Annotated in this window: 24 protein-coding genes; 17 read left to right on the top strand and 7 right to left on the bottom strand. The window is 71.8% G+C overall.

The features are described 5' to 3' along the window. The first annotated feature begins 1 nt into the window (after window position 1). On the top strand, window positions 2-385 hold the full coding sequence (locus CK206_RS10015; protein ID WP_205475688.1) for a hypothetical protein: 384 nt from the start codon (window positions 2-4) through the stop codon (window positions 383-385). A gap of 43 nt (window positions 386-428) precedes the next feature. Here CK206_RS10015 and add read toward each other — a convergent pair whose 3' ends face one another. Together add and CK206_RS10005 are read right to left on the bottom strand one after the other, a co-directional pair. Beyond that, window positions 429-1,421: an adenosine deaminase gene (add, locus tag CK206_RS10010; protein ID WP_096906295.1), complete on the bottom strand. Its 993-nt coding sequence runs from the start codon at window positions 1,419-1,421 to the stop codon at window positions 429-431. Continuing rightward, window positions 1,418-2,887: a sodium:alanine symporter family protein gene (locus tag CK206_RS10005; RefSeq protein ID WP_096906294.1), complete on the bottom strand. Its 1,470-nt coding sequence runs from the start codon at window positions 2,885-2,887 to the stop codon at window positions 1,418-1,420. The genes add and CK206_RS10005 overlap by 4 nt, the downstream gene beginning before the upstream one ends. A gap of 55 nt (window positions 2,888-2,942) precedes the next feature. Between CK206_RS10005 and CK206_RS10000 the strand changes: the two genes are divergently transcribed. Beyond that, entirely contained in the window at window positions 2,943-3,833 is an 891-nt protein-coding gene (locus tag CK206_RS10000; protein ID WP_227022125.1) for a patatin family protein, read from the top strand. A 57-nt stretch (window positions 3,834-3,890) separates the two neighbouring features. Here the strand turns inward: CK206_RS10000 and CK206_RS20020 are convergent, their stop codons facing one another. Continuing rightward, on the bottom strand, window positions 3,891-4,040 hold the full coding sequence (locus CK206_RS20020) for a hypothetical protein (protein ID WP_172812132.1): 150 nt from the start codon (window positions 4,038-4,040) through the stop codon (window positions 3,891-3,893). 237 nt (window positions 4,041-4,277) lie between these two features. Between CK206_RS20020 and CK206_RS09995 the strand changes: the two genes are divergently transcribed. The 4 genes from CK206_RS09995 to CK206_RS09980 all read left to right on the top strand — a co-directional run bounded on the left by CK206_RS09995 (window position 4,278) and on the right by CK206_RS09980 (window position 7,886). Continuing rightward, a complete protein-coding gene (locus CK206_RS09995; protein WP_143337720.1) occupies window positions 4,278-4,457 on the top strand; it encodes a hypothetical protein in 180 nt (59 codons plus the stop codon). A gap of 92 nt (window positions 4,458-4,549) precedes the next feature. Further along, window positions 4,550-6,244 (top strand): nitrite/sulfite reductase, encoded by a 1,695-nt coding sequence (locus CK206_RS09990; RefSeq protein WP_069389101.1) that lies wholly within the window; start codon window positions 4,550-4,552, stop codon window positions 6,242-6,244. After that, window positions 6,241-7,023: a phosphoadenylyl-sulfate reductase gene (locus tag CK206_RS09985; protein WP_096906293.1), complete on the top strand. Its 783-nt coding sequence runs from the start codon at window positions 6,241-6,243 to the stop codon at window positions 7,021-7,023. The genes CK206_RS09990 and CK206_RS09985 overlap by 4 nt, the downstream gene beginning before the upstream one ends. Next, window positions 7,020-7,886, top strand: a complete 867-nt coding sequence (locus CK206_RS09980; RefSeq protein WP_096906292.1) for an NAD(P)-dependent oxidoreductase — start codon at window positions 7,020-7,022, stop codon at window positions 7,884-7,886. The genes CK206_RS09985 and CK206_RS09980 overlap by 4 nt, the downstream gene beginning before the upstream one ends. Window positions 7,887-7,913: 27 nt before the next feature. Here CK206_RS09980 and CK206_RS09975 read toward each other — a convergent pair whose 3' ends face one another. Further along, window positions 7,914-8,699 carry a 1-acyl-sn-glycerol-3-phosphate acyltransferase gene (locus CK206_RS09975; protein WP_096906291.1) on the bottom strand — a complete coding sequence of 262 codons (786 nt, stop codon included), beginning with the start codon at window positions 8,697-8,699 and terminating at the stop codon, window positions 7,914-7,916. A gap of 81 nt (window positions 8,700-8,780) precedes the next feature. Here CK206_RS09975 and CK206_RS09970 point away from each other — a divergent pair, with 81 nt between their 5' ends. Continuing rightward, on the top strand, window positions 8,781-9,473 hold the full coding sequence (locus CK206_RS09970; RefSeq protein WP_096906290.1) for a sirohydrochlorin chelatase: 693 nt from the start codon (window positions 8,781-8,783) through the stop codon (window positions 9,471-9,473). A 142-nt stretch (window positions 9,474-9,615) separates the two neighbouring features. Then, window positions 9,616-9,963, top strand: a complete 348-nt coding sequence (locus tag CK206_RS09965; protein WP_069389515.1) for an Lsr2 family protein — start codon at window positions 9,616-9,618, stop codon at window positions 9,961-9,963. A gap of 245 nt (window positions 9,964-10,208) precedes the next feature. Here the strand turns inward: CK206_RS09965 and CK206_RS20015 are convergent, their stop codons facing one another. Then, entirely contained in the window at window positions 10,209-10,400 is a 192-nt protein-coding gene (locus CK206_RS20015; protein WP_167492353.1) for a hypothetical protein, read from the bottom strand. Between CK206_RS20015 and CK206_RS09960 the strand changes: the two genes are divergently transcribed. From CK206_RS09960 to CK206_RS09925, 8 genes are all read left to right on the top strand, one after another. After that, window positions 10,372-11,109 (top strand): TetR/AcrR family transcriptional regulator, encoded by a 738-nt coding sequence (locus tag CK206_RS09960; RefSeq protein ID WP_244200930.1) that lies wholly within the window; start codon window positions 10,372-10,374, stop codon window positions 11,107-11,109. The genes CK206_RS20015 and CK206_RS09960 overlap by 29 nt on opposite strands. Beyond that, the gene (locus CK206_RS09955; RefSeq protein ID WP_096906288.1) at window positions 11,106-11,963 is read left to right on the top strand and encodes an acyl-CoA thioesterase domain-containing protein; all 858 of its coding nucleotides are present in this window, start codon (window positions 11,106-11,108) and stop codon (window positions 11,961-11,963) included. The genes CK206_RS09960 and CK206_RS09955 overlap by 4 nt, the downstream gene beginning before the upstream one ends. Next, the gene (locus CK206_RS09950) at window positions 11,960-12,811 is read left to right on the top strand and encodes a maleylpyruvate isomerase family mycothiol-dependent enzyme (protein ID WP_096906287.1); all 852 of its coding nucleotides are present in this window, start codon (window positions 11,960-11,962) and stop codon (window positions 12,809-12,811) included. Before CK206_RS09955 ends, CK206_RS09950 begins: the two co-directional genes overlap by 4 nt. 14 nt (window positions 12,812-12,825) lie before the next feature. Beyond that, on the top strand, window positions 12,826-13,233 hold the full coding sequence (locus tag CK206_RS09945) for a CrcB family protein (RefSeq protein WP_096907393.1): 408 nt from the start codon (window positions 12,826-12,828) through the stop codon (window positions 13,231-13,233). After that, window positions 13,220-13,606 carry a fluoride efflux transporter CrcB gene (crcB, locus tag CK206_RS09940; RefSeq protein WP_096906286.1) on the top strand — a complete coding sequence of 129 codons (387 nt, stop codon included), beginning with the start codon at window positions 13,220-13,222 and terminating at the stop codon, window positions 13,604-13,606. Before CK206_RS09945 ends, crcB begins: the two co-directional genes overlap by 14 nt. Window positions 13,607-13,658: 52 nt before the next feature. Then, the gene (gene thpR, locus CK206_RS09935) at window positions 13,659-14,222 is read left to right on the top strand and encodes an RNA 2',3'-cyclic phosphodiesterase (RefSeq protein WP_096907392.1); all 564 of its coding nucleotides are present in this window, start codon (window positions 13,659-13,661) and stop codon (window positions 14,220-14,222) included. A gap of 61 nt (window positions 14,223-14,283) precedes the next feature. Continuing rightward, window positions 14,284-14,910: a nucleosidase gene (locus CK206_RS09930; protein WP_096906285.1), complete on the top strand. Its 627-nt coding sequence runs from the start codon at window positions 14,284-14,286 to the stop codon at window positions 14,908-14,910. A 131-nt stretch (window positions 14,911-15,041) separates the two neighbouring features. Then, the gene (locus tag CK206_RS09925; protein ID WP_096907391.1) at window positions 15,042-16,571 is read left to right on the top strand and encodes an HNH endonuclease signature motif containing protein; all 1,530 of its coding nucleotides are present in this window, start codon (window positions 15,042-15,044) and stop codon (window positions 16,569-16,571) included. Between the two features lie 5 nt (window positions 16,572-16,576). On the opposite strand, the gene CK206_RS09920 is transcribed toward CK206_RS09925, so the two are convergent. Further along, entirely contained in the window at window positions 16,577-17,029 is a 453-nt protein-coding gene (locus CK206_RS09920) for a molybdenum cofactor biosynthesis protein MoaE (protein WP_096906284.1), read from the bottom strand. After that, window positions 17,026-18,081 carry a bifunctional molybdenum cofactor biosynthesis protein MoaC/MoaB gene (gene moaCB / locus CK206_RS09915; RefSeq protein ID WP_096906283.1) on the bottom strand — a complete coding sequence of 352 codons (1,056 nt, stop codon included), beginning with the start codon at window positions 18,079-18,081 and terminating at the stop codon, window positions 17,026-17,028. Before moaCB ends, CK206_RS09920 begins: the two co-directional genes overlap by 4 nt. An 85-nt stretch (window positions 18,082-18,166) precedes the next feature. Here moaCB and CK206_RS09910 point away from each other — a divergent pair, with 85 nt between their 5' ends. Further along, window positions 18,167-19,252, top strand: coding sequence for an NADH:flavin oxidoreductase/NADH oxidase (locus tag CK206_RS09910; RefSeq protein ID WP_096906282.1), 1,086 nt, complete (start codon window positions 18,167-18,169; stop codon window positions 19,250-19,252). The last annotated feature ends 25 nt before the right edge of the window (window positions 19,253-19,277 follow it).

Raw genomic sequence — 19,277 nt, 5'->3', positions numbered from 1 at the left:
AATGAGCAACGCGACCACCCGCGGCACCGTCCGCTACTGGGCCATGCCCGCCGCCCTCGGCACGATGGGGGCGCTGCACTTCGTGGCGCCCCGGCCGTTCGACGGACTCATCCCGCCGGAGCTGCCGGGCAGTCGGCGCGCGTGGACCTACGGCTCGGGCGTCGTGGAGGTGGCGGTCGCCGGGCTGCTGGCCGCGCCCGCCACCCGGAAGCTGGGCGGCGCGGTCGCGACCGCACTGTTCATCGGCGTCTTCCCGGGAAACCTGCAGATGGTCCGCGCCTGGCGTCGCAAGCCCGTGTGGCCGTACCAGGTGATCGCGTGGGGCCGGCTCCCGCTCCAGGTGCCGATGATCCTCGCCGCCGACAGCATCCGCCGCGGCGCCTGACCCCAAGGTGGGTGCCTGACCCCACCCGGAGTCCGCCCCGCGCTCAGTCGAGGCGCCAGGCCTCGATCCGGGCGAGCGCGTCCCGCTTGACGTCGTCCGGCGCGAACGACGACTCGATCGACGCCCGCGCCACCCCGACCAGCCGCGCCACCGACACGCCCATCCGCTCGTGGGCGGCCACGTACTCGTCCACGACGTCCACACCGAAAAGCAGTGGGTCGTCGGCGCCCAGAGAGCAGCGCACCCCGGCCTCGAGCAGCCGCGGCAGCGGGTGCTCCTCCAGCGAGGGGTACACGTCCAGCACGACGTTCGAGGTGGGGCACACGTCGAGGCAGGTCCCGCGCTCGGCCAGCAGCTCCAGCACCCGGGGGTCCTCCACCGCGCGGACGCCGTGCTGGATCCGGTCCACGCCCAGCTCGATCGCGGACCGCACCTCGTCCGGGCCGGCCAGTTCGCCGGCATGGGGCACCACCCCGAGCCCGGCGTCGCGGGCGATCGCGAACGCCCCGGCCGCGTCGGCCACGGGGTTGCCGCGCTCGTCCGCGACCAGACCCACCGCGACCACGCCGCGGTCGGCGAACCGCGCGGCGAGCCGGGCGGCCTCCAGTGCGTGCTCGGGCCCGGCGCCGCGGTCGATGCTCACGATGGACCCGGTCCACACGCCGTGACGGCGCCCGGCGTCGGCCGCGGCCGGGAGGATGAACTCGAGCGCCTCCTCCGCGGAGCCGAACGCCACCGCCTTCTCGGGGATCGACGCGAACTCCAGCGCCACGACGCCCTGCGCGGCGGCGTCGGCGACCACCTCGTCCAGTAGCCGTCCGACCCGCTCCGGGGTGTGCAGCAGGTCGATGAGCAGGCCGTACGCGCCGAGGAACGCGGTGAAGTCCGCATACTCCACGAGGGGCGGCACCTCGATGCCGTCCTCCGCGCACCACTGCCTCAGGGTGGCCTCTCGCATCGCTGCCTCGAGGTGCACGTGCAGGTGCGCCTTGGGCAGCGCGGTGAAGCGGTCGCGGGCGCTCGTGCGGGGGGTCATTCCTCGGCCTTGACCTCGCGGGCATCGTCGGCGACGTGCTGGTGGGTCATGGGGTCGGTGCCGTCCCACGAGGAGACGTTCCGCGCCTTGGGAAGGTCGTCGCGGTGGAACACCGGGTTGTGGCCCTTGGCCCGCTGCTGCAGGTAGTGCTGGAGGAGCGCCACCGCGAGACCGCCGAGCGGGATGATCGCGATGAGGTTGATGGTGGCCATGACGCCCATGAACAGGTCGGCGAGGTTCCAGATGAGGTCGACCGAGCCCAGGCTGCCACCGAGGACGGCGAGCACCACGAGGATGCGGAAGGTCCGCAGTGCGGCGGGGTTGCCGCGCAGGAAGGTGATGTTGGCCTCGCCGTAGTACGAGTTGCCCAGGATGGAGGAGAACGCGAGGAAGAAGATGACCACCATGAGGAAGGGGACGCCCCAGTCGCCGACCGAGGCGGCCAGCGAGTCCTGGGTGAGCGTGATGCCCTCGCGGTCACCGCCGAACTCCGGGTTGGCCAGCAGGATGATGAAGGCGGTGGCCGAACACACGATGATGGTGTCGAAGTAGACGCCGAGCGCCTGGACGAGGCCCTGCTTGACCGGGTGGGAGACCGATGCGGTGGCGGCGGCGTTGGGCACCGAGCCCATGCCGGCCTCGTTGGAGAACAGTCCGCGGCGCATGCCCTGCATGATGGCCGCGCCGACCGCGGCGCCGGCGACCTCGCGGAACCCGAGCGCGTGGCCGACGATGAGGGAGATCATCCCCGGGACCTCGGTGATGTTGATCGCGACGACGACGAGGGCGACGACGATGTACGCCACCGCCATCACGGGGACCAGGATCTCGGTGACCGCGGACAACCGGCGGACGCCACCGAAGATGACGGCACCCACGACGAGGGCGAGGACGATGCCGATGATCAGGCCCGGGGTGAAGCCCTCGAGGGAGAACTGGTTGCGGACGGACTGCGCGATCGAGTTGGCCTGGACGGCGTTGAACACGAACCCGTAGGTGACGGTGATGATCACGGCGAAGGCGATGGCCAGCGGCTTCCAGCCCAGCCCGTCGCGGATGTAATAGGCGGGCCCGCCCACGTAGGAGTCCTTGCCCTTGACCTTGTACAGCTGCGCCAGGGTGGACTCGACGAACGCGGTGGCGCCGCCGATGATCGCGAGCAGCCACATCCAGAACACCGCGCCCGGCCCGCCGACCGTGATCGCGATCGCGACGCCGGCGACGTTCCCGGTACCCACGCGGGAGGCGGCGGAGATGGTGAAGGCCCGGAAGGCGGAGATGCCCTTCTTGTTCTCCTCGATGTCCGACGGCTTCTCGAAGATCGCCCTGATCATCTCCGGGAACATCCGGATCTGGACGATGAGGGTGGTGACGGAGAAGTAGAGACCGGCGACGACGAGTAGCGCGATCACCGCGTACCAGTAGACGTCGTTGATGGACACGATGAAGTCGGTGACAGCGCTCACACGGTGACGGTAGCGGATCGCGGCCCCGGAGGCGATGCGACCTACCCTGGGAGTCGTGACCGATTTCGCACCGACTGCCCCGGACGTCGCCCTGCTCTTCGAGGGCGGCGGTATGCGGGCGGTGCACACCGCGGGGGTCGTGGAGACGCTGATCGAGGCGGGCATCCACACGGGGTTGGTCGCGGGGATCTCGGCGGGTGCCTCCCACCTGGCGAACTACGTGTCGCGCGACGCGGTCCGGGCCCGCAAGAGTTTCGTGGAGATGGCGGCGGACCCGAACTTCGGCGACTGGCGAAGCTTCGCCCGCGGCAAGGGTCTGTTCAACGCCGAGTACATCTACGAGCAGGCCGGACTGCCGGACGAGGTGCTCCCGTACGACTTCGAGACGTTCGACGCCAGCGGTACCGAGGCGCGGATCGGGACGTTCCGCTGCTCCGACGGAGAGACCGTCTTCTGGGGCGAGGACGACATCACGTCGATGAGCGACCTCATGAGGATGGTCCGGTCGTCGTCGACGATGCCGGTGTGGATGCCGCCCGTGCTCATCGACGGCGAGTACTACGTCGACGGGGCGCTGGGCCACGACGGCGGGATCCCGCTGTCGGCGGCTCGCGACGCGGGGTACGACAAGTTCCTGGTGGTGCTCACCCAGCCGCACGGGTATCGGAAGATCCCGCCACGGCGGCTGACGCCGTTCTACCGCTCCTACTTCCGCCGGTTCCCGGCGGTGGGGGAGGCGCTGATGCACCGCTGGGCCCTCTACAACGAGACCCTCGACGAGATCGAGGCGTTGGAGGAGTCGGGCGAAGCACTGGTCTTCCGCCCGCACCGGGTGATGATCCGCAGCTACGAGCGGCGCGTCGACCGTCTCGCCGAGGCGTATGTCCTCGGGCGGGAGCAGGCCAGGCGTGAGGTCGACACCTGGCTCGACTTCTGCGGGATGTAAAGCTTCCGAAATCGCGACACGCCCCGGTGGCGGACCACCGGGGCGTGTCGAATCAGATCAGGAGCCGAACAGCTCCGCGCCACCACTGAGGGTGCCGAGTACGTAGGCCGGGAGGCGCAGCAGGCCGTCGATGGCCGCCGAACCGAACGGCGCGGGGATGAGCTCGGCCGAGCCCGCTGCAAGTCCTGCCCAGAAATCAGAGAACATGGTGTGTCCTTTCGATGTGGTACCCACCAGCTGTGGGCTATGTCTCAGACAGTACGGTCGGTCGCGGGGCCGACGCCACCGCCGAATCGTGAACTTTCCGCTCCTTAACTAATTGCCTAACCGTTATGCTGCACGGTTCCCACTTTATGAGGAAATGCCTAGGCTGACGGCGGGGCGTCTGGGGTGCGGATCCACCACAGGGATGGGTCGTCAGATCAGCTCCGGAAGGAGTGCATCATGGGAAGTCTCGTAGAGCTCGCCGGGTCGTCGATGGCGGCGGCCGGCAGTCTCGTACAGGAGTCCGGCTCGACCCTCGTGGATTCGGCGACGTTCCTCCCGTTCCACATCGTCCAGATCCTCTGGGGGACCCTGTTCGGCATCGCCGGGGATCTCGGCTCGACCTTGCCGGGGGCCTGAACTCGACGTCACCTGAGTGACGACGGGCGGGCGGGGGTCGGTTAGGTCACCCTGGATAGACAGACCAGTCTGTTCTGACTATTGTCGCGGGCATGACCGATACTGCAGCCGCCCCCCGCCCTGCTCGTCCCGCGCGGGCGCCCAAGCCGCAGGGGCAGTGGAAGATCGACGGCAAGCTGACGCTGAACCACAACGAGGAGTTCAAGCTCACCGACGACGCGCTCAACGTGCGCCAGCGGATCCTGGACACGTACTCCAAGGAGGGCTTCGCCTCGATCCCGTCGGACGACCTCTCCGGCCGTATGCGCTGGTGGGGCCTGTACACCCAGCGTAGGCAGGGCCTCGACGGCTCCCGCACCTCCAAGCTGGAGGCCGACGAGCTGCAGGACGAGTACTTCATGATGCGCGTCCGTACCGACGGCGGCGCGGTCACCACCGACCAGCTGCGCGTACTCGCGGGGATCTCGACCGACTTCGCCCGCGGCACCGCCGACATCTCCGACCGGCAGAACATCCAATACCACTGGATCGCCATCGAGGACGTCCCCACCGTCTGGCAGCGGCTCGAGGACGTGGGGATCGACACCGTCGAGGCCTGCGGCGACTGCCCGCGCGTCATCCTCGGCAGCCCAGTGGCGGGCGTCGCCGAGAACGAGATCCTCGACCCCACCCCGGTGATCGCCGAGATCAAGGCCAAGTACATCGGCACCCCCGAGTTCTCCAACCTCCCGCGCAAGTTCAAGTCCGCCATCACCGGCCACCCGAGCCTGGACGTGGTCCACGAGATCAACGACATCTCGCTGGTGGGCGTCGAGCATCCCGAGCTCGGACCCGGTTACGACCTGTGGGTGGGCGGCGGCCTGTCCACGAACCCGCAGCTCGCGACCCGCATCGGCGTGTTCGTCCGCCAGGAGGAGGCCGCCGAGGTGTGGGCCGCCGTCGTGGGCATCTTCCGCGACTATGGCTACCGCCGCATGCGCACGCGCGCCCGGCTCAAGTTCCTCATCAAGGACTGGGGCGCCGAGAAGTTCCGTCAGGTCATGCAGGACGAGTACCTGGGCCGCGAGCTGCCGGACGGGCCGGCACCCCGGCGTGGCGTCGGCTCCGGTGACCACGTGGGCATCTACGAGCAGAAGGACGGCCGCTACTACCTGGGCGCCGCCCCGACGGTCGGCCGCGTGGGCGGCGAGAAGCTGGCGCAGGTCGCCGACCTCGCCGAGGCCGCGGGATCCAAGCGCGTCCGCTTCACCCCGCACCAGAAGCTGCTCGTGCTGGACGTCGAGCCGGACAAGGTCGACCAGCTGGTCGACGGACTGGCCGAGATCGGCATGTACGCCCGCCCGAGCTCGTTCCGCCGCGCCACCATGGCGTGCACCGGCATCGAGTTCTGCAAGCTCGCCTTCGTCGACACCAAGGACACGGCCACCGCGCTGGTCGACGAGCTGGAGCGGCGCTTCGCCGACGACGCGCCCCTGCGCACGCCGCTGTCGATCCACCTCAACGGCTGCCCCAACAGCTGCGCCCGGATCCAGACCGCCGACATCGGGCTCAAGGGCCAGCTGCTCGACGGCGACACCCCCGGATTCCAGGTCCACCTGGGTGGCGGACTGGCCTCCCAGGACCAGGAGTCGGGTGGGCTCGGGCGCACGGTCCGCGGCCTCCGCGTGCCGTCGGCCGAACTGCCCAACTACGTCGAGCGCGTGATCCGCAAGTACATGGACACCGGTGCCGGCGGCGAGACCTTCGCCGAGTGGGCGCACCGGGTGGACGAGGAGGCCCTCGTATGACGGCTGTAGCTCTGGACCTGCTGCCCCGCAGCACGGTCCTCACCCCCGGCCCCGGTCGGAAGCGCACCGCCGCCGAGCTCAAGGCGATCGCCGAGGAGGCCGGCCGTCGCTTCGACGACCGCGGCCTCTACGGGAACCACTCCGAGATCGACCCCGCCGAGGTCCTGGCGTGGGCGGGCGAGACCTTCGGTGACGCGCTCGCGGTGGCCTGCTCCATGGCCAACACGGTCGTGCCGGAGATGACCGCACCCCACGCCCCCGGCGTGGACGTGCTGTTCCTCGACACGAGCTACCACTTCTCCGAGACCGTCGGCGTCCGCGACGCGCTCGCGGCCACTCCCGGTCTCAACGTGGTGGACGTCCGCAGCCCGGCGACCCGCGAAGAGCACGAGGCCGCCCTCGGCCCGCGCCCCTTCGAGACCGACCCCGAGATGTGCTGCCGCCTGCGCAAGGTGGAGCCCCTCGACGCCGCCCTGTCCGGCTACGAGGCGTGGATCACCGGCCTGCGCCGTGTGGACACCGACCACCGGGCCGGCGCGGCCATGGTCGAGTGGGACGAGAAGCACTCCATGGTCAAGATCAACCCGCTGGTCGCGTGGACCCTCGAGCGCGTCCACGACTACGCGGCCGAGCACGGGTGCCTGCTCAACCCGCTGCTCGACGACGGCTACCCGTCGATCGGCTGCGAGCCGTGCACGCGCCGCGTCGAGGCCGGAGCGGATCCCCGCTCGGGCCGCTGGGCGGGATCGTCCAAGACCGAGTGCGGCATCCACCTGTGACCAGCGCGCTCTCGGCGCCGCCCGCCGGCCCGGCACCGACGCCGGCGCTGGACGGGCTCCCGCTCACCGTCGGCCTCGCCGGTCGCGAGGTGCTGCTCGTCGGCGCCGGGCCCGTCTCGGCCCGCCGGGCGGAGACCTTCCTCGAGGCCGGCGCGATCCTGCGCGTGGTGGCCCCGCGCGTCGACCCGGCCATGGCCGACCTCGCGGAGCGGGCGTCCGACCGCCTCGTCGTCGTCACCAGGTCGTTCACCCCATCCGACCTGGACAGCCCCTGGATGGTGCACGTCGCCACCGGCGACCCCCATGTCGACGCGGAGATCGCCGCCCTGTGCGAGCAGCGCCGCATCTGGTGTGTCACCGCGGGAGACGCCGGGCTCGGCTCGGCGCGGGTGCCCGCGCGGACGGCCGTCGCGACGCCCGCCGGCCTCGTGCGCATCGCGGTCGACTCCGGCGACCCCCGGCGATCGGTGCGCGTGGGACGCCACGTGGCGCGCTCGCTGGCCACCGCACCCGCGGGCCTGCGCGCGCGTCGCCGCCCGGCCACCGGGTGGGTCGCGCTCGTGGGTGGCTCCGGCGACGGTGACCTGCTCACCGTGCGCGCCCGACGCCTCGTCCACGCCGCGGACGTCCTGGTCACCGACGGCGCGGCCGACGCCGCGCTACTGACGGAGCTCGACGACGACGTCGAGGTGCTCGAGACCGGACCCGGCCTGCCCGCAGCCCGCGTCGCCGAACTGGTGGCGGCGCGGTTCGCCGCGGGACACGGGGTCGTGCGGATCGCGGCGGCGGCCACCCTGGCCGCGCGGGCCCGCGAACTCGACGCCGTCGGGGTGGAGTTCGAGGTCGTCCCCGGCGTGGTCTGAGCAGGGCAGTCCGGGCAGGGCGGCCGTCTACTCCCAGGCGGCGGTGAGGGCGTCGTCGATCCCGTCGCGCACCGCGCTTCGCACCTCGTCGATCGCCGGCGGGGCCCCCGGGCCCTCCCACACGATGGGCCGACCCGTGGCCAGCACCGGGCGTCGCGGAGGTGTCCTGGCGTGCTCCCGCCCGTGGTAGACGATCCCGACCGGTAGGACCGCCACCCGGCCGCCCTCCACGCGGACCCCGCGGACCATCTGGCCCACCCCCTTCTTGACCGAGTCGAGACGGAGCGTGTGCAGGTCGTCGGCCGAGGAGTTGGTCCCCTCGACGAATGTCAGGACCACGCCGCCCGCGGTGAGACGATCCACGCAGAGACCGATGAGCCGGGCCGCCGCCGCGTCGTGCACCTCGCGAGCCGTGCCCTGGTAGTTCTTGGCCCGGAAAACCGGGACCGTCCCCGTGTACTCGAACACCGGACGCAGCGGGCCCCGGAAGAGCGGGTCCTTGGTCAGGCCGGTGCCGCTCGACAGGAACCGGACCCGCTTGTCGAACACGCCCGAGGCCAGGACGAACGGGTCGTGCTTGGACGGGTGGTTGGCGGCGACGACGATCCCCACCCCGGCGTCGTGGAGACGGTGCAGCTCGGACACGGTCCCCGGCGCGATGCGCAGCTCGGGGGCATAAACGGCCCCGACGAGGGCCAGCAGCGGGTGGGTGAAGCCGTCGCGCCGACGACCGGGGCCGTAGAAGTCGTACACGGCCTCCCAGTTGGCCACGGTCACCTCTGGCCGCGCACCCCGTCTGCCGCCTGCGTTCATCCCCCCAGTGTCGCCGAGCGGGTGCCGCCCCGCACCCGGATTGCGGCATGCTCGAAGGGTGAACGCTCCCGGGATGACGTCATGAGCCCCCGCCTCCTGCTGGTCGCCCACGGCACCCGGGCGGCGGCGGGCCGCCGCGTGCTGGGTCGGGTCCTGCTGGAAGCGCGTAAGCAGCTGCCCGGCGTGGACTGCCGACTCTCCTGGGTGGACGTCCAGTCACCCGGCCCGGGCCGGATACTCGCCGACGGCGCACCGACGGTCGTGGTCCCGGCCTTCCTCGCCCGCGGTTACCACGTCACCCACGACGTCGGGCAGGCCTGCCGCGACGCCCCCGGCCCGGTCGTCCAGACGCCGCACCTCGGCGCGGAACCGGAGGTCGTGCGGGCATTGATGCAGCGGCTCGCCGAGGCCGGCGCGGTGGGCGCGTTCGGCGCGGACGCCGTGGTCCTGGGCGCGGCGGGGAGTAAGAACGCGTCGTCGATCGCGGAGACGAGGGCGCTCGCCGACAGGCTCTCCGACCTCATGGGCGTGCCGGTGACCTCGGGTTTCGCTTCCGCGGCGGTCCCGACCGTCGCCGAGGCGGTCGAGCAGTTCCGCACCGGGGGGCGACGACGGGTGGCGGTCGCGACCCACCTTCTCGCCCCCGGTTTCTTCGCCGATCGAATGGCCGCGGCAGGCGGGGATATCGTCTCTCCGCCACTCGGCGCACACCCGGAGATCGTCGATCTCATCGTGCGGAGATATCGCGAGAATTCCGGCTCTTTCGGCCACTGAACAACTGTGGAATATCCCCGGAAAGTTCAGCACTGAAAACATTGTCGAGAAGTGTTACCCAAAACATACGTGTGCGTATGTCGACTTCCCTGTGCATAATGTCTTCATATAGAGAACAGAGCCGGCCAAGGGAGAAGAACACATGGCACAGCAGTTCCAGGTGCAGTACATCGACGACCTCGACGGAACGGATCTCGGCAGCGACGCCAATACGATCACGTTCGCATTCGACGGTAAGGAATACACGATCGATCTCAGCGATGAGAATGCTGAGAAATTCCGCGAGGTAATGGCTCCGTACGTGGAGAACGGCCATCGTGTCTCGTCCAGCGGCAAGGCCAAGCCTGCACGCCGGGCCGCGGCCAAGTCGTCGTCGTCCTCGGGCGATACCAAGGCGATTCGCGAATGGGCCCGCAGCAACGGTTACGAGGTCTCCGACCGCGGCCGAATTCCGTCCGACATCATGGACGCCTACGCCGCGGCCAACTGATACGGACACGGACTAACCCTGTCGCCACTCGACGAGGCGGCGAACTGGAATCGCGCACAGAGGTAAGGCCCGCAGTCCCCGCGAGGGGCTGTGGGCCTTTCTTTTTCGCACGCTGACCGTTCGGGGCCCGCCGACTCTCTCGAGTTGCCCGGCCCGGCGCCGAATTCCCTTGTCCCGGTTCAGCCGGGTCGTGCGTCCGGAACGGACCGAAGACGGCGCGCAGCCATGCGTGGATCGGAACACCGTCACAGCAGGTGGGACACCGTTGCCACGGCGTGCTCGGCGGCGCCGGCCCGGCGCGGGGCGCGGGCGTGATGGCGGTGCCACGACATCGGCATCACGGCGTCCGCCGCGACACGCCACGCCGCTATGACGCCGATGTCGTCGTCGTCGTCGTACCCTGCCGGGGTGACCCCTTCCTCGCCGCGCGCGGCCACCCGCGCCTCGACCCAGGCCGCGACCCGCGCCCCACACCACGCCCAGTACGACGAGGCGCTGCGCCGGGGGATCCTCGACGAGGCCACGCGACGGCTCCGGGACGCGGCGCCGGAGACGCTGGGACTGCGGCCGCTCGCCGCCTCCCAGGGCACCTCCACCACGGCGATCTACACGATGTTCGGCGGCAAGTCCGGCCTGCTCGCGGCCGTCGCGCACGAGGCCGACCGGCAACTGGCGGCCGCCCTGCGCGAGTCGCTGCGGCACGACAGCGTCGAGGGCGACATGCGGTCGCTGTGCCGCGCGTACCGGCGGTGGGCACTGGAGAACCAGGGCCTGTACGGGCTGGTCGTGGGCGAGCCGGTGCGGTCGCCGCGAGCCGGGATCGCCGGGGCCGGGGACGGCAGGGGTGGGGACAGCACCGTCGACGCGCTGTGGCGCGAACCGCTGCTCGAGGTGGTCGACGCGGCCGTCGACGAGGGCGTGTTCCGGTCGGCCGACGTGCACGAGACCGCCACCACGATCTGGGCGTCGCTGCACGGGGTCGTGTCGCTGGAGCTGAGTGTGTGGCGGTCCTCGCCCAGCGCCGAGCAGTACTTCGAGACGCAGCTAGCGGCGATCCTGCGGTCGTGGGCGGCGGGGTCGGCGGGCGGCTCGGCCGGGTTCGGCGCGTACGCCGGCGCCACCGGCACGGACGGGGTGGCCCGATGAGCGAACGCGCCTTCTTCACCCTGGACGACAGCGGGGCGTACCTGCCCACCCGGTACGCCCGCAGCGCCTGGTCGGACAGCATGGTCAACGGCCCGGCCGTCGTGGTGGCGGCCGCCCGGTCGCTCGAGCACGAGTTCGGTGCCGAGGAGTTCCAGCCCGCCCGCCTCACGGTGGACCTGTTCGCGCCGGTGCGCAACGAACCCCTGGTCGTCCAGACCGGGGAGATCCGCAGCGGCAACCGCATCCGCGTGGCCGACGCGCGGCTGATCCAGCGGGGCAAGGCCGTCGCCCGCGCCACGTTCGTCCAGCTGCGCCGCGGTGAACAGCCACCGGGGACGGTGTGGCGGTCCGGCCGGGAGCTCGCGGCGCCGGCCGACGCGGATCCGGGGGAGACCGGGCCGGGGACCAACGTGTTCTTCGGCAGCGGCCAGCCCGGCCCCTCGTGGGACCGCGACATGGGCGTGCACCAGAACGACCAGCGGAAGCGCTTCTGGATCCACCCGCTGGACGTGGTGGAGGGCGAGCCGGCCTCCCCGTTCCAGCGGGCCGTGATCGTGTCCGAGTCCACGAGCCTCATGACGCACTGGGGCGACGAGGGGATCGGCTTCATCAACGCCGACCTCACCGTGGCGCTGGCCCGGCTGCCCCGGTCGGGGGACATCGGGATCGAGGCCGACGAGCACGTCAGCGCGGACGGCGTGGCCGTGGGCACCGCCTCGCTGTTCGACCGCGACGGCATCTTCGGCACCGGCACCGTGGTGGCGGTGTCGAACGCGGGGCGACAGATCGACTTCACCCGCCGCCGGGCGGACGGCAACGACCGCCCCGGGTCCGACGAGGCGACCCGCGTATGACCTCCCGGCTCGCCTACTCCAGGATGCTCGATGCGCTCGAGGCGCAGGTCGGGCTGGTGCGGTACGCCCTGGCCGGGGACGGGCTCGGGACCGGTGCGGACGTCACCGCCCCGGTGGTCTCGTGCCAGGGCTGGACCGTGCACGACCTGGTGGTCCACCTGGGCGCCGTCAACTGGTGGGGCGCCGCCACGGTCCGCGAGGCCACGCCCGACACCCGGACCGGGGGCAGGGGAGCGGTCATGGAGTCCGCGCCGCCGGTGACCGAGGGCGCCGCCGCGCTCGCCGACTGGTATGCCGGTCTCACCGCCGAGATGATCGCGACGTTCACCGACACGGCCCCCGACGCCCTGGTCTGGACCTTCTCCGGCCCGGGCCGCGCCGACTTCTGGCCGCGGCGCCAGCTCCACGAGACCTTCGTCCACCGCTGGGACGTCGAGAACGCCCTGCACGGTGCCGCCGCGACGACGCCCGTGCCGGAGGACGTCGCGGTCGACACGATCGACGAGTTCTGTACCGTCATGCGCCCGCACATGGCCGCCCACGTGCCGCCGCTCGCGGTGACGATCCGCCTCCGCGGCGTCCCCCACGCCCCGGAGGGCCCGGCCGCGGTGGGCCTCGCCGCGGGCGCCGAGCCGGTCGGGGCGGGCGCCCTCGGCGCGCTGGAGTGGGAGCTGCCCGGTACGGACGGTGCGGGCCCCGACTCCACGGGCGTGGTCGAGGTGGCGGGGCCGCCGGAGACGCTCGCCCTGCTGCTGTGGGGCCGCGTCGGCCCCGATGCCGCGGGCCTGGAGATCACCGGTGATCGCGACGGACTCGACGCCGCACTGGAGGCCGGACTGTCGACGTGAGGTTCCCCGCCGCGATGGTCACTCTCACTTCGATGGCCGTCGTCGCCGTCGGCGGGGCGGCTGGCACGTTCGCGCGGGTCGTCGTCTCCGAGTTGGCGCCGCCGGCCCTCACCGTGACGCTCGCGATCAACGTCGTGGGCGCGTTCGCACTGGGGGTCGTCCTCACCGTGCTGCCCGAGGGCGGGGCGTGGCGACGAGAGGGACGACGACAACGACGACGACATCACGCCCGGTTACTGCTCGGCCCCGGTTTCTGCGGGGGGTTCACCACCTACTCGCTCATCGCCCTGCAGGTCTCGACCCTGGCGCGGGCGGGTGATGGGGTCGGCGCGATGGTCTATCCCGCGGCGACGCTCGTGCTGGGCGGTGTGGCCACCGTGCTCGGGATGGCGCTGGGATCGCTGGGTCATGACGGTGGGTGACGCCGTGATGGCGGTGTGGGTCGCGCTCGGCGGGGGCGTGGGCGCGGCCCTGCGCTACGGCGTGGGCCTGGCGGTCGCCGCGCGGTGGCATGGCCGGTTTCCGCTGGGCACGTTCCTCGTCAACGTGTCGGGTTCGTTCGCACTGGGCCTGGTCATGGGGCTGCTGGCCGGACCCACGGGAAGCGGCGGGACGGTGGCCGTGCTGCTGGGCACGGGGGCGCTCGGCGGCTACACGACGTTCTCCACGGCCAGTTATGACACCGTTCGCCTGGCCCGCGACGGCCGGTTCCTCACCGCGGCGGCGTACGGGGTGGGGACGATGACAGCCACGGTGGCCGCCGCCGCTCTGGGGTGGTGGCTCGCGGGCTCGTGATGGATCACGACTCGGGCTTGCGGACCACCGGCGCATGGTCCACGGTGGGGTGATGGGGCATCGGATGTTCGTCGCGGTCGTGCCGCCCGACGAGGTTCGCGAGGAACTGGAGCGGTTCCTCGAGCCGCGGCCGGGTCTGACGTGGACGAACCCCGCCCAGTGGCACCTCACCCTGACGTTCTGTCCCGACGTCGACGACTGGCGCCTCGACGAGCTGACCGAGCGGGTGGAGGCGGTCGCCCGGAAGCACGAGCCGTTCACTCTCCGGCTGGCCGGCGCGGGGGCGTTCCCCTCGGTCGAGCGGGCCAAGGTGTTGTGGGCGGGGGTCGATCAGCCCGAGGATCGGCCGCTCCACGCGCTCGCGGCGGGCGTCCGCTCGGCCGCCAACGCGGCGGGCTGCGCCCCGGACGGCGCCCGGTTCCGTCCGCACCTCACGCTCGCCCGGCTCGGCGGTCGCGACGATGCGACCGCCTGGCTGCGGGTGCTCGACACCTTCACGAGCAGCCGGTGGGAGGTTTCCGAGGTCGCGCTCGTCGACTCGTTCCTCGGCGAGGGGCCGCGGGGCCGGGCTCGCCACGAGGTCGTGGCCCGGTTGCCGCTGGGCGCGGGCGAGTGACGCTGGTGGGACCCGCCCGGGGGCTGAACGGACAGGCCCGGCGACGGCTACCGTATGGCGCGTGGAACTCATCGGGACCGTCGATCCGGCTCACCCTCTCGTCGTCGTCGCGCTGGAGCAGGAGGCGCGGCACTTCGTCACCGACTTCCCGGTGCTCGTCACCGGCGTCGGCAAGGTGCGCGCGGCCGTGGCCGTCGCGCACGCGCTCGGTGGCGGGGCCCGGCCGCGTGAGCTGGTCAACGTGGGCACCGCGGGCGGGTTGCACCCGGGGATGGAGGGCACGCACGAGATCGCGACCGTGTTCCAGCACGACTTCGACGACCCCGCCCTGCACGCCGTCACCGGCCGGCACGACGGCCCGCCGCTGGCGCTGTCCGCCCTGCGTGCGGTGACCCCCGAGCACGCCGCCGCGCCGTCGGGGCCCGGGGGATCGGCTGCGCCCGTGCTCGCGACCGGCGACAGTTTCGTCGCGGGCGGCCCGGTGCGGAACCGCCTGGCCGGGATCGCCGACCTGGTGGACATGGAGGGGTATGCGGTGGCCGCGGCGGGCGCGATGGTGGGCGTACCCACGCGGCTGGTCAAGCACGTCTCGGATGCCGCCGACGAGTCCGCGGGCACCACGTGGGTCGAGGGTGTCGACGCCTGCGCGCGGATCCTGGCGCAGTGGGTGGGTACCAGGTTGGGATGAGTGATCGAAGATGATCGAACCCTTGTACTAATGCGCCGGCGCGGGTACTATCGAATGTAGGTTCGATGTCGATGTCGATGTTCGATGTCGATGTCGATGTCGATGTCGATGTCGGTGGCGGAGGGGGTGGAATGGTGACGACGACGAGTGCGCTGTTCGCCGTACCCGAGCCCCTCGGCATGGTCGATATGGAGGCCGTCAGCGAGGCGGCCCGTGCCGCGACGCTGGCGCAGAACCGCGCCGGGGCCACGCGGCTCGAGGCGGCGCATGTCCTGGTCGACCAGTTCGCCCGGGCCGAGCAGGTACAGGCGGAGGAGGCCGGCGCCGGTTCGCGTCGGCCCGCGTACGCCCGGCTGGATCCGGAGGCCCGGGCCCGCGATCACCTCGTGGCGGCGTGTCAGCTCACGTGCTGGCACGCCGCGCGGTTGGTGACGGCCGGGACGCAGATCCACCGGCGGCTGCCCCGTCTGCGATCCACGGTCGACCGCGGGCTGCTGCCCGAGCAGTTGGCGGTCGATATCGCGTGTCGCCTGGCGGAGGTGTCCGACGCGATCGTGTCGGCCGTGGAGGACGAGGTGGTCGCGCGCTTCACGGACGATCTCGACGGTGGCGACCGGCCGACCCGCAACGCGGTGGACTCGGCGATCGATGACGCCGTGGAGCGACACGACCCGGCTGCCGCGCAGGACGCCGCCGCAGCGGCGGCCGCCACCCGCTCGGTCCGTTTCCGCGGCGACCGGAACGGCATGGCCACGATGTGGGCCAAGCTCACCGCCGCCGATGCCGAACTCCTCCGGCGTCGCATCGAGACCGATGCGTCGGCCGCCTCGGCGGACGGACTGGACGGTTCCCTGGATCAGCTCCGCGCCGACGCCCTCGCCGCGCTCGCCGTCTATCCGCCTGCTGGTGACCCGTCCGCGACCAGCCCTTGCGCGACCGACCCTGCCGCTGCCCCTGCGTCCGAGCACGACGGCATCGAGCTCGGCGACGTCAGGCTCGGGGCGGACCTCCCCCGGCCCACGCTGGGCAACGCCGCGCGGGCCGGTCAGCCGATCCGCATCAGCGTGATCGCCTCCGCGGCCCGGGGTCTGCCCAACCGTGTCGAGTTCGTCCACGGCACCTACAGCAGCGTCGAGTGGCTCTGCACGGAACTGCTCGAGGGCGACGACGCGAGCGTGCGGTTCGAGCTCATCGACCCCGCCCCCGGCGTGCTCGACTCCCCCGAGCACGCCCTGCGCTACGTGATCACCCCGGCGATGGCCGAGCGAATCCGCATGCGCGACGGGACCTGCCGCCACCCCGGGTGCTCGGTTCCCGCCGAGGCCTGCGACGTGGACCATGTGATCGCGTTCAACACGAACGACCCTGAGCTCGGCGGGCCGACCACCGAGTGGAACCTCGTCTGCCTGTGCCGCAAACACCACCGCGAGAAGACGTTCGGGACCAACGCCTACCGGTCCGGGCCGTTGGGTGAACTCGTCATCATCACCGACACCGGACACGAACACCGCACCAGACCCAAGGGACCCTTGGCCCGTGCCCGTGACGCCATCTGGGAACGCGAGTGGAACGCCTTCGCCGACCGCATCGTCGCCGACGACGGCACACTCATCAATCCGCCGGGTCAGGACAGGTACCGACCCCGCAGACGGCCGGCCTGACCGCCTCAGCAGTCGCCGACGCCCACCCATTCGGAGACGCCGTCGGTGAAGCGCTGCCGCTTCCAGATGGGCACCCCGTGCTTGAGCCGCTCGATGAGCTCCGAACACGCCGCGAACGCCTCGGCCCGATGCGGAGCCACAGCGACCACCACCACCGCGACCTCGCCCACCGGCAGCACGCCCACGCGGTGGACGGCGGACACGCGGACCGTGCGCCCGGAATCGGCCGCCGAGGTGTGCTCGGCCGCGACCTCGTCGCAGAGCCGGGCGAGCGTGTCCCGGGCCGTGGGGTGAGCCGAATACTCGATGTCGTGGACCCGGCGGCCCCCGTCGTGGTCGCGCACGACGCCGGAGAACGTCACCATCGCCCCGTCGGCGCTGGTCCACACGGCCTTCTCGACCTCGCGCGGGTCGATCTCCCGGTCGGTGATGTCCACCAGCGGACTGGAGACGCTCATCGGTGTCCTCCTCCGTGGGCGTGGACGTCGAGCAGGTGCTCGAGCAGGTCGTCGAGGACCGCCAACCCGTCGCGGACTCCGCCCGTCGAGCCCGGCAGGTTCGCCACCAGGGTACGTCCGGCGAAGCCCGCGAGCCCGCGGCTCATCGCCGCCGTCGGCGTGGCCGCCAGGCCGCGGGCCCGCATCGCCTCGGCGACCCCCGGCAGCTCCAGCTCCAGGTGCGGCGCGGTGGCCTCCGGCGTGCGGTCGTCCGGGGCGACCCCCGTACCGCCGGTGGTGAACAGGACCGCGGGGGAGCGGCGGACGTGCTCGGTGACGGCCGTGGCGATGTCGGCGTCGGCCACCACGTGCACCTCGACCGGCGAGAAACCGCGCTCGAGGAGCCAACCCTCGATGGCGGGGCCGGTGGTGTCCTCGCGGTGGCCGTGCGCGGCGGCGGTGGAGGAGACGACGACGACACCACTTCGGCCGGAATCGAGCGCGGCGGGCCCGGTGTTCGCGCGCGGCACCTCGTCGTCGTCGTTCCCGGTCGCCTTCTCGGATTCTCGCGTCCAGTCACCGCGTTTGCCGCCCGTCTTGGCGGCGAGGCGGACCCCGTCCATAGTGGCGAGCGGGTCGACGGCCTTGACCATGTCGTGCAGCGTCAGCCCGGCCACGGAGACGGCGGTCAGGGCTTCCATCTCGACACCCGTCCTGCCCGTCGTCTTGGCGGTGGCCTGCACGTGGATCTCGCCGGCCTCCTCGTCGAGGTCGAAGCTCACCTTGACCGAGTTCAGCGGGATCTGGTGGCACAGCGGGACGAGCTCGGAGGTCTTCTTGGCCGCGCCGATCCCGGCCAGGCGGGCGGTGGACAGGACGTCGGCCTTGCCCAGCGAATCCCCTGCGACCATGGTCACGACGTCGGGGCGGGTGCGAAAGATCCCCTCGGCGGTGGCGGTGCGGGTGGTGACGGCCTTGTCGCCGACGTCGACCATGCGCACGCGGCCCTCGGCGTCGAGGTGGGTGAGCTTCGGCTCGGGTGATGAGCCCTGTCCGGTCGGCGCGTCAGTCATGCCGTTCACGGTAGTCGGCCGGGTGCGGCGGGCTTCGGGGGTGCGGCGAGGCGGGGCGTCACGGGATGCGGGTTTAATCGCGGACATGGCGACGCTCTTCGAACCGATCCGTATCCGCGACCTCGAGATCCGGAACCGGGCCTGGCTCTCGCCGATGTGCCAGTACTCGTGCGAGGACGGCGACGGGGTGCCCACGCCGTGGCACCTCGTCCACCTGGGCGCGCGGGCTCAGGGCGGGTTCGGGCTGATCCTCGCGGAGGCCTCGGCGGTGGTGCCGGAGGGCAGGATCAGCCCCCAGGACGCCGGGCTGTGGAACGACACGCAGCGCGACGCGTGGGCGCCCATCGTGGACTTCGTGCACTCGCAGGGGGCGGCGATCGGTATCCAGCTGGCGCACGCCGGGCGCAAGGCCTCGGCCTACCGCGCGTGGCCCGGTTACCCGGTCGGTTCACTACCGCCGGAGGAGGGCGGTTGGGTGACGGTCACGCCGTCGGCGGTCCCGTTCGGCGACATGGCGGTCCCGGAGGCGCTGGACGCGGAGGGGATCCGGGACGTGGTGACCGCGTTCGTCGACGCCGCACGCCGCGCCGATCAGGCCGGATTCGACGTCGTGGAAATCCACGCCGCCCACGGCTACCTCATCCACGAGTTCCTCTCGCCCCTGTCCAACGAGCGGACGGACTCCTACGGCGGGTCGCGCGACAACCGGGCGCGGCTGCTGCTGGAGATCTGCGACGCGGTGCGGCAGGTGTGGCCCGAGAGCAAGCCGCTGTTCGTGCGGATCTCGGCGACGGACTGGGTGGACGGGGGCTGGACGCCGGCGGACTCGCGCTGGCTGGCGGGCCGGCTCGCCGAGCACGGCGTGGACCTGGTCGACGTCTCCTCGGCCGCCAACACCCCCGACCGGCCGCCGGTGGAGCTGGAACAGGGTTACCAGGTGCCGCTGACCGAGGAGGTGCGCGCGTCGGGCGCCGTGCTGGCCGGCGCGGTCGGTCTGATCAGCGACCCGCAGTACGCCGAACAGTTGCTGGTGGACGAGCGTGCCGACCTCGTGTTCCTCGGCCGCGTCGCCCTGCGCGAGCCCGCCTGGCCCCAACGCGCCGCCGCCGAACTCGGCCTGGACTGGCGGCAGGCCCCGTACCCGCCGCAGTACACGCGCGGGAAGTGGTGACCGACGGTCGCGAGGAGCGGTCCGG

The organism is Dietzia sp. WMMA184 (assembly GCF_002441635.1).
Taxonomy (GTDB): domain Bacteria; phylum Actinomycetota; class Actinomycetes; order Mycobacteriales; family Mycobacteriaceae; genus Dietzia; species Dietzia kunjamensis.
The sequence above is the reverse complement of the archived record's forward strand: the minus strand, read 5'-3'. Positions and strand labels throughout refer to the sequence as shown.

Excerpts from the sequence above, each read along its gene's own strand:
- CK206_RS10015 (WP_205475688.1), top strand. The coding sequence starts at position 2 with ATGAGCAACGCGACCACCCGCGGCACCGTCCGCTACTGGGCCATGCCC.
- add (WP_096906295.1), bottom strand. The coding sequence starts at position 1,421 with ATGACCCCCCGCACGAGCGCCCGCGACCGCTTCACCGCGCTGCCCAAG.
- CK206_RS20020 (WP_172812132.1), bottom strand. The coding sequence starts at position 4,040 with ATGTTCTCTGATTTCTGGGCAGGACTTGCAGCGGGCTCGGCCGAGCTC.
- CK206_RS09995 (WP_143337720.1), top strand. The coding sequence starts at position 4,278 with ATGGGAAGTCTCGTAGAGCTCGCCGGGTCGTCGATGGCGGCGGCCGGC.
- CK206_RS09990 (WP_069389101.1), top strand. The coding sequence starts at position 4,550 with ATGACCGATACTGCAGCCGCCCCCCGCCCTGCTCGTCCCGCGCGGGCG.
- CK206_RS09985 (WP_096906293.1), top strand. The coding sequence starts at position 6,241 with ATGACGGCTGTAGCTCTGGACCTGCTGCCCCGCAGCACGGTCCTCACC.
- CK206_RS09975 (WP_096906291.1), bottom strand. The coding sequence starts at position 8,699 with ATGAACGCAGGCGGCAGACGGGGTGCGCGGCCAGAGGTGACCGTGGCC.
- CK206_RS09970 (WP_096906290.1), top strand. The coding sequence starts at position 8,781 with ATGAGCCCCCGCCTCCTGCTGGTCGCCCACGGCACCCGGGCGGCGGCG.
- CK206_RS09965 (WP_069389515.1), top strand. The coding sequence starts at position 9,616 with ATGGCACAGCAGTTCCAGGTGCAGTACATCGACGACCTCGACGGAACG.
- CK206_RS09955 (WP_096906288.1), top strand. The coding sequence starts at position 11,106 with ATGAGCGAACGCGCCTTCTTCACCCTGGACGACAGCGGGGCGTACCTG.
- CK206_RS09950 (WP_096906287.1), top strand. The coding sequence starts at position 11,960 with ATGACCTCCCGGCTCGCCTACTCCAGGATGCTCGATGCGCTCGAGGCG.
- CK206_RS09945 (WP_096907393.1), top strand. The coding sequence starts at position 12,826 with ATGGTCACTCTCACTTCGATGGCCGTCGTCGCCGTCGGCGGGGCGGCT.
- crcB (WP_096906286.1), top strand. The coding sequence starts at position 13,220 with ATGACGGTGGGTGACGCCGTGATGGCGGTGTGGGTCGCGCTCGGCGGG.
- thpR (WP_096907392.1), top strand. The coding sequence starts at position 13,659 with ATGGGGCATCGGATGTTCGTCGCGGTCGTGCCGCCCGACGAGGTTCGC.
- CK206_RS09925 (WP_096907391.1), top strand. The coding sequence starts at position 15,042 with ATGGTGACGACGACGAGTGCGCTGTTCGCCGTACCCGAGCCCCTCGGC.
- CK206_RS09920 (WP_096906284.1), bottom strand. The coding sequence starts at position 17,029 with ATGAGCGTCTCCAGTCCGCTGGTGGACATCACCGACCGGGAGATCGAC.
- moaCB (WP_096906283.1), bottom strand. The coding sequence starts at position 18,081 with ATGACTGACGCGCCGACCGGACAGGGCTCATCACCCGAGCCGAAGCTC.
- CK206_RS09910 (WP_096906282.1), top strand. The coding sequence starts at position 18,167 with ATGGCGACGCTCTTCGAACCGATCCGTATCCGCGACCTCGAGATCCGG.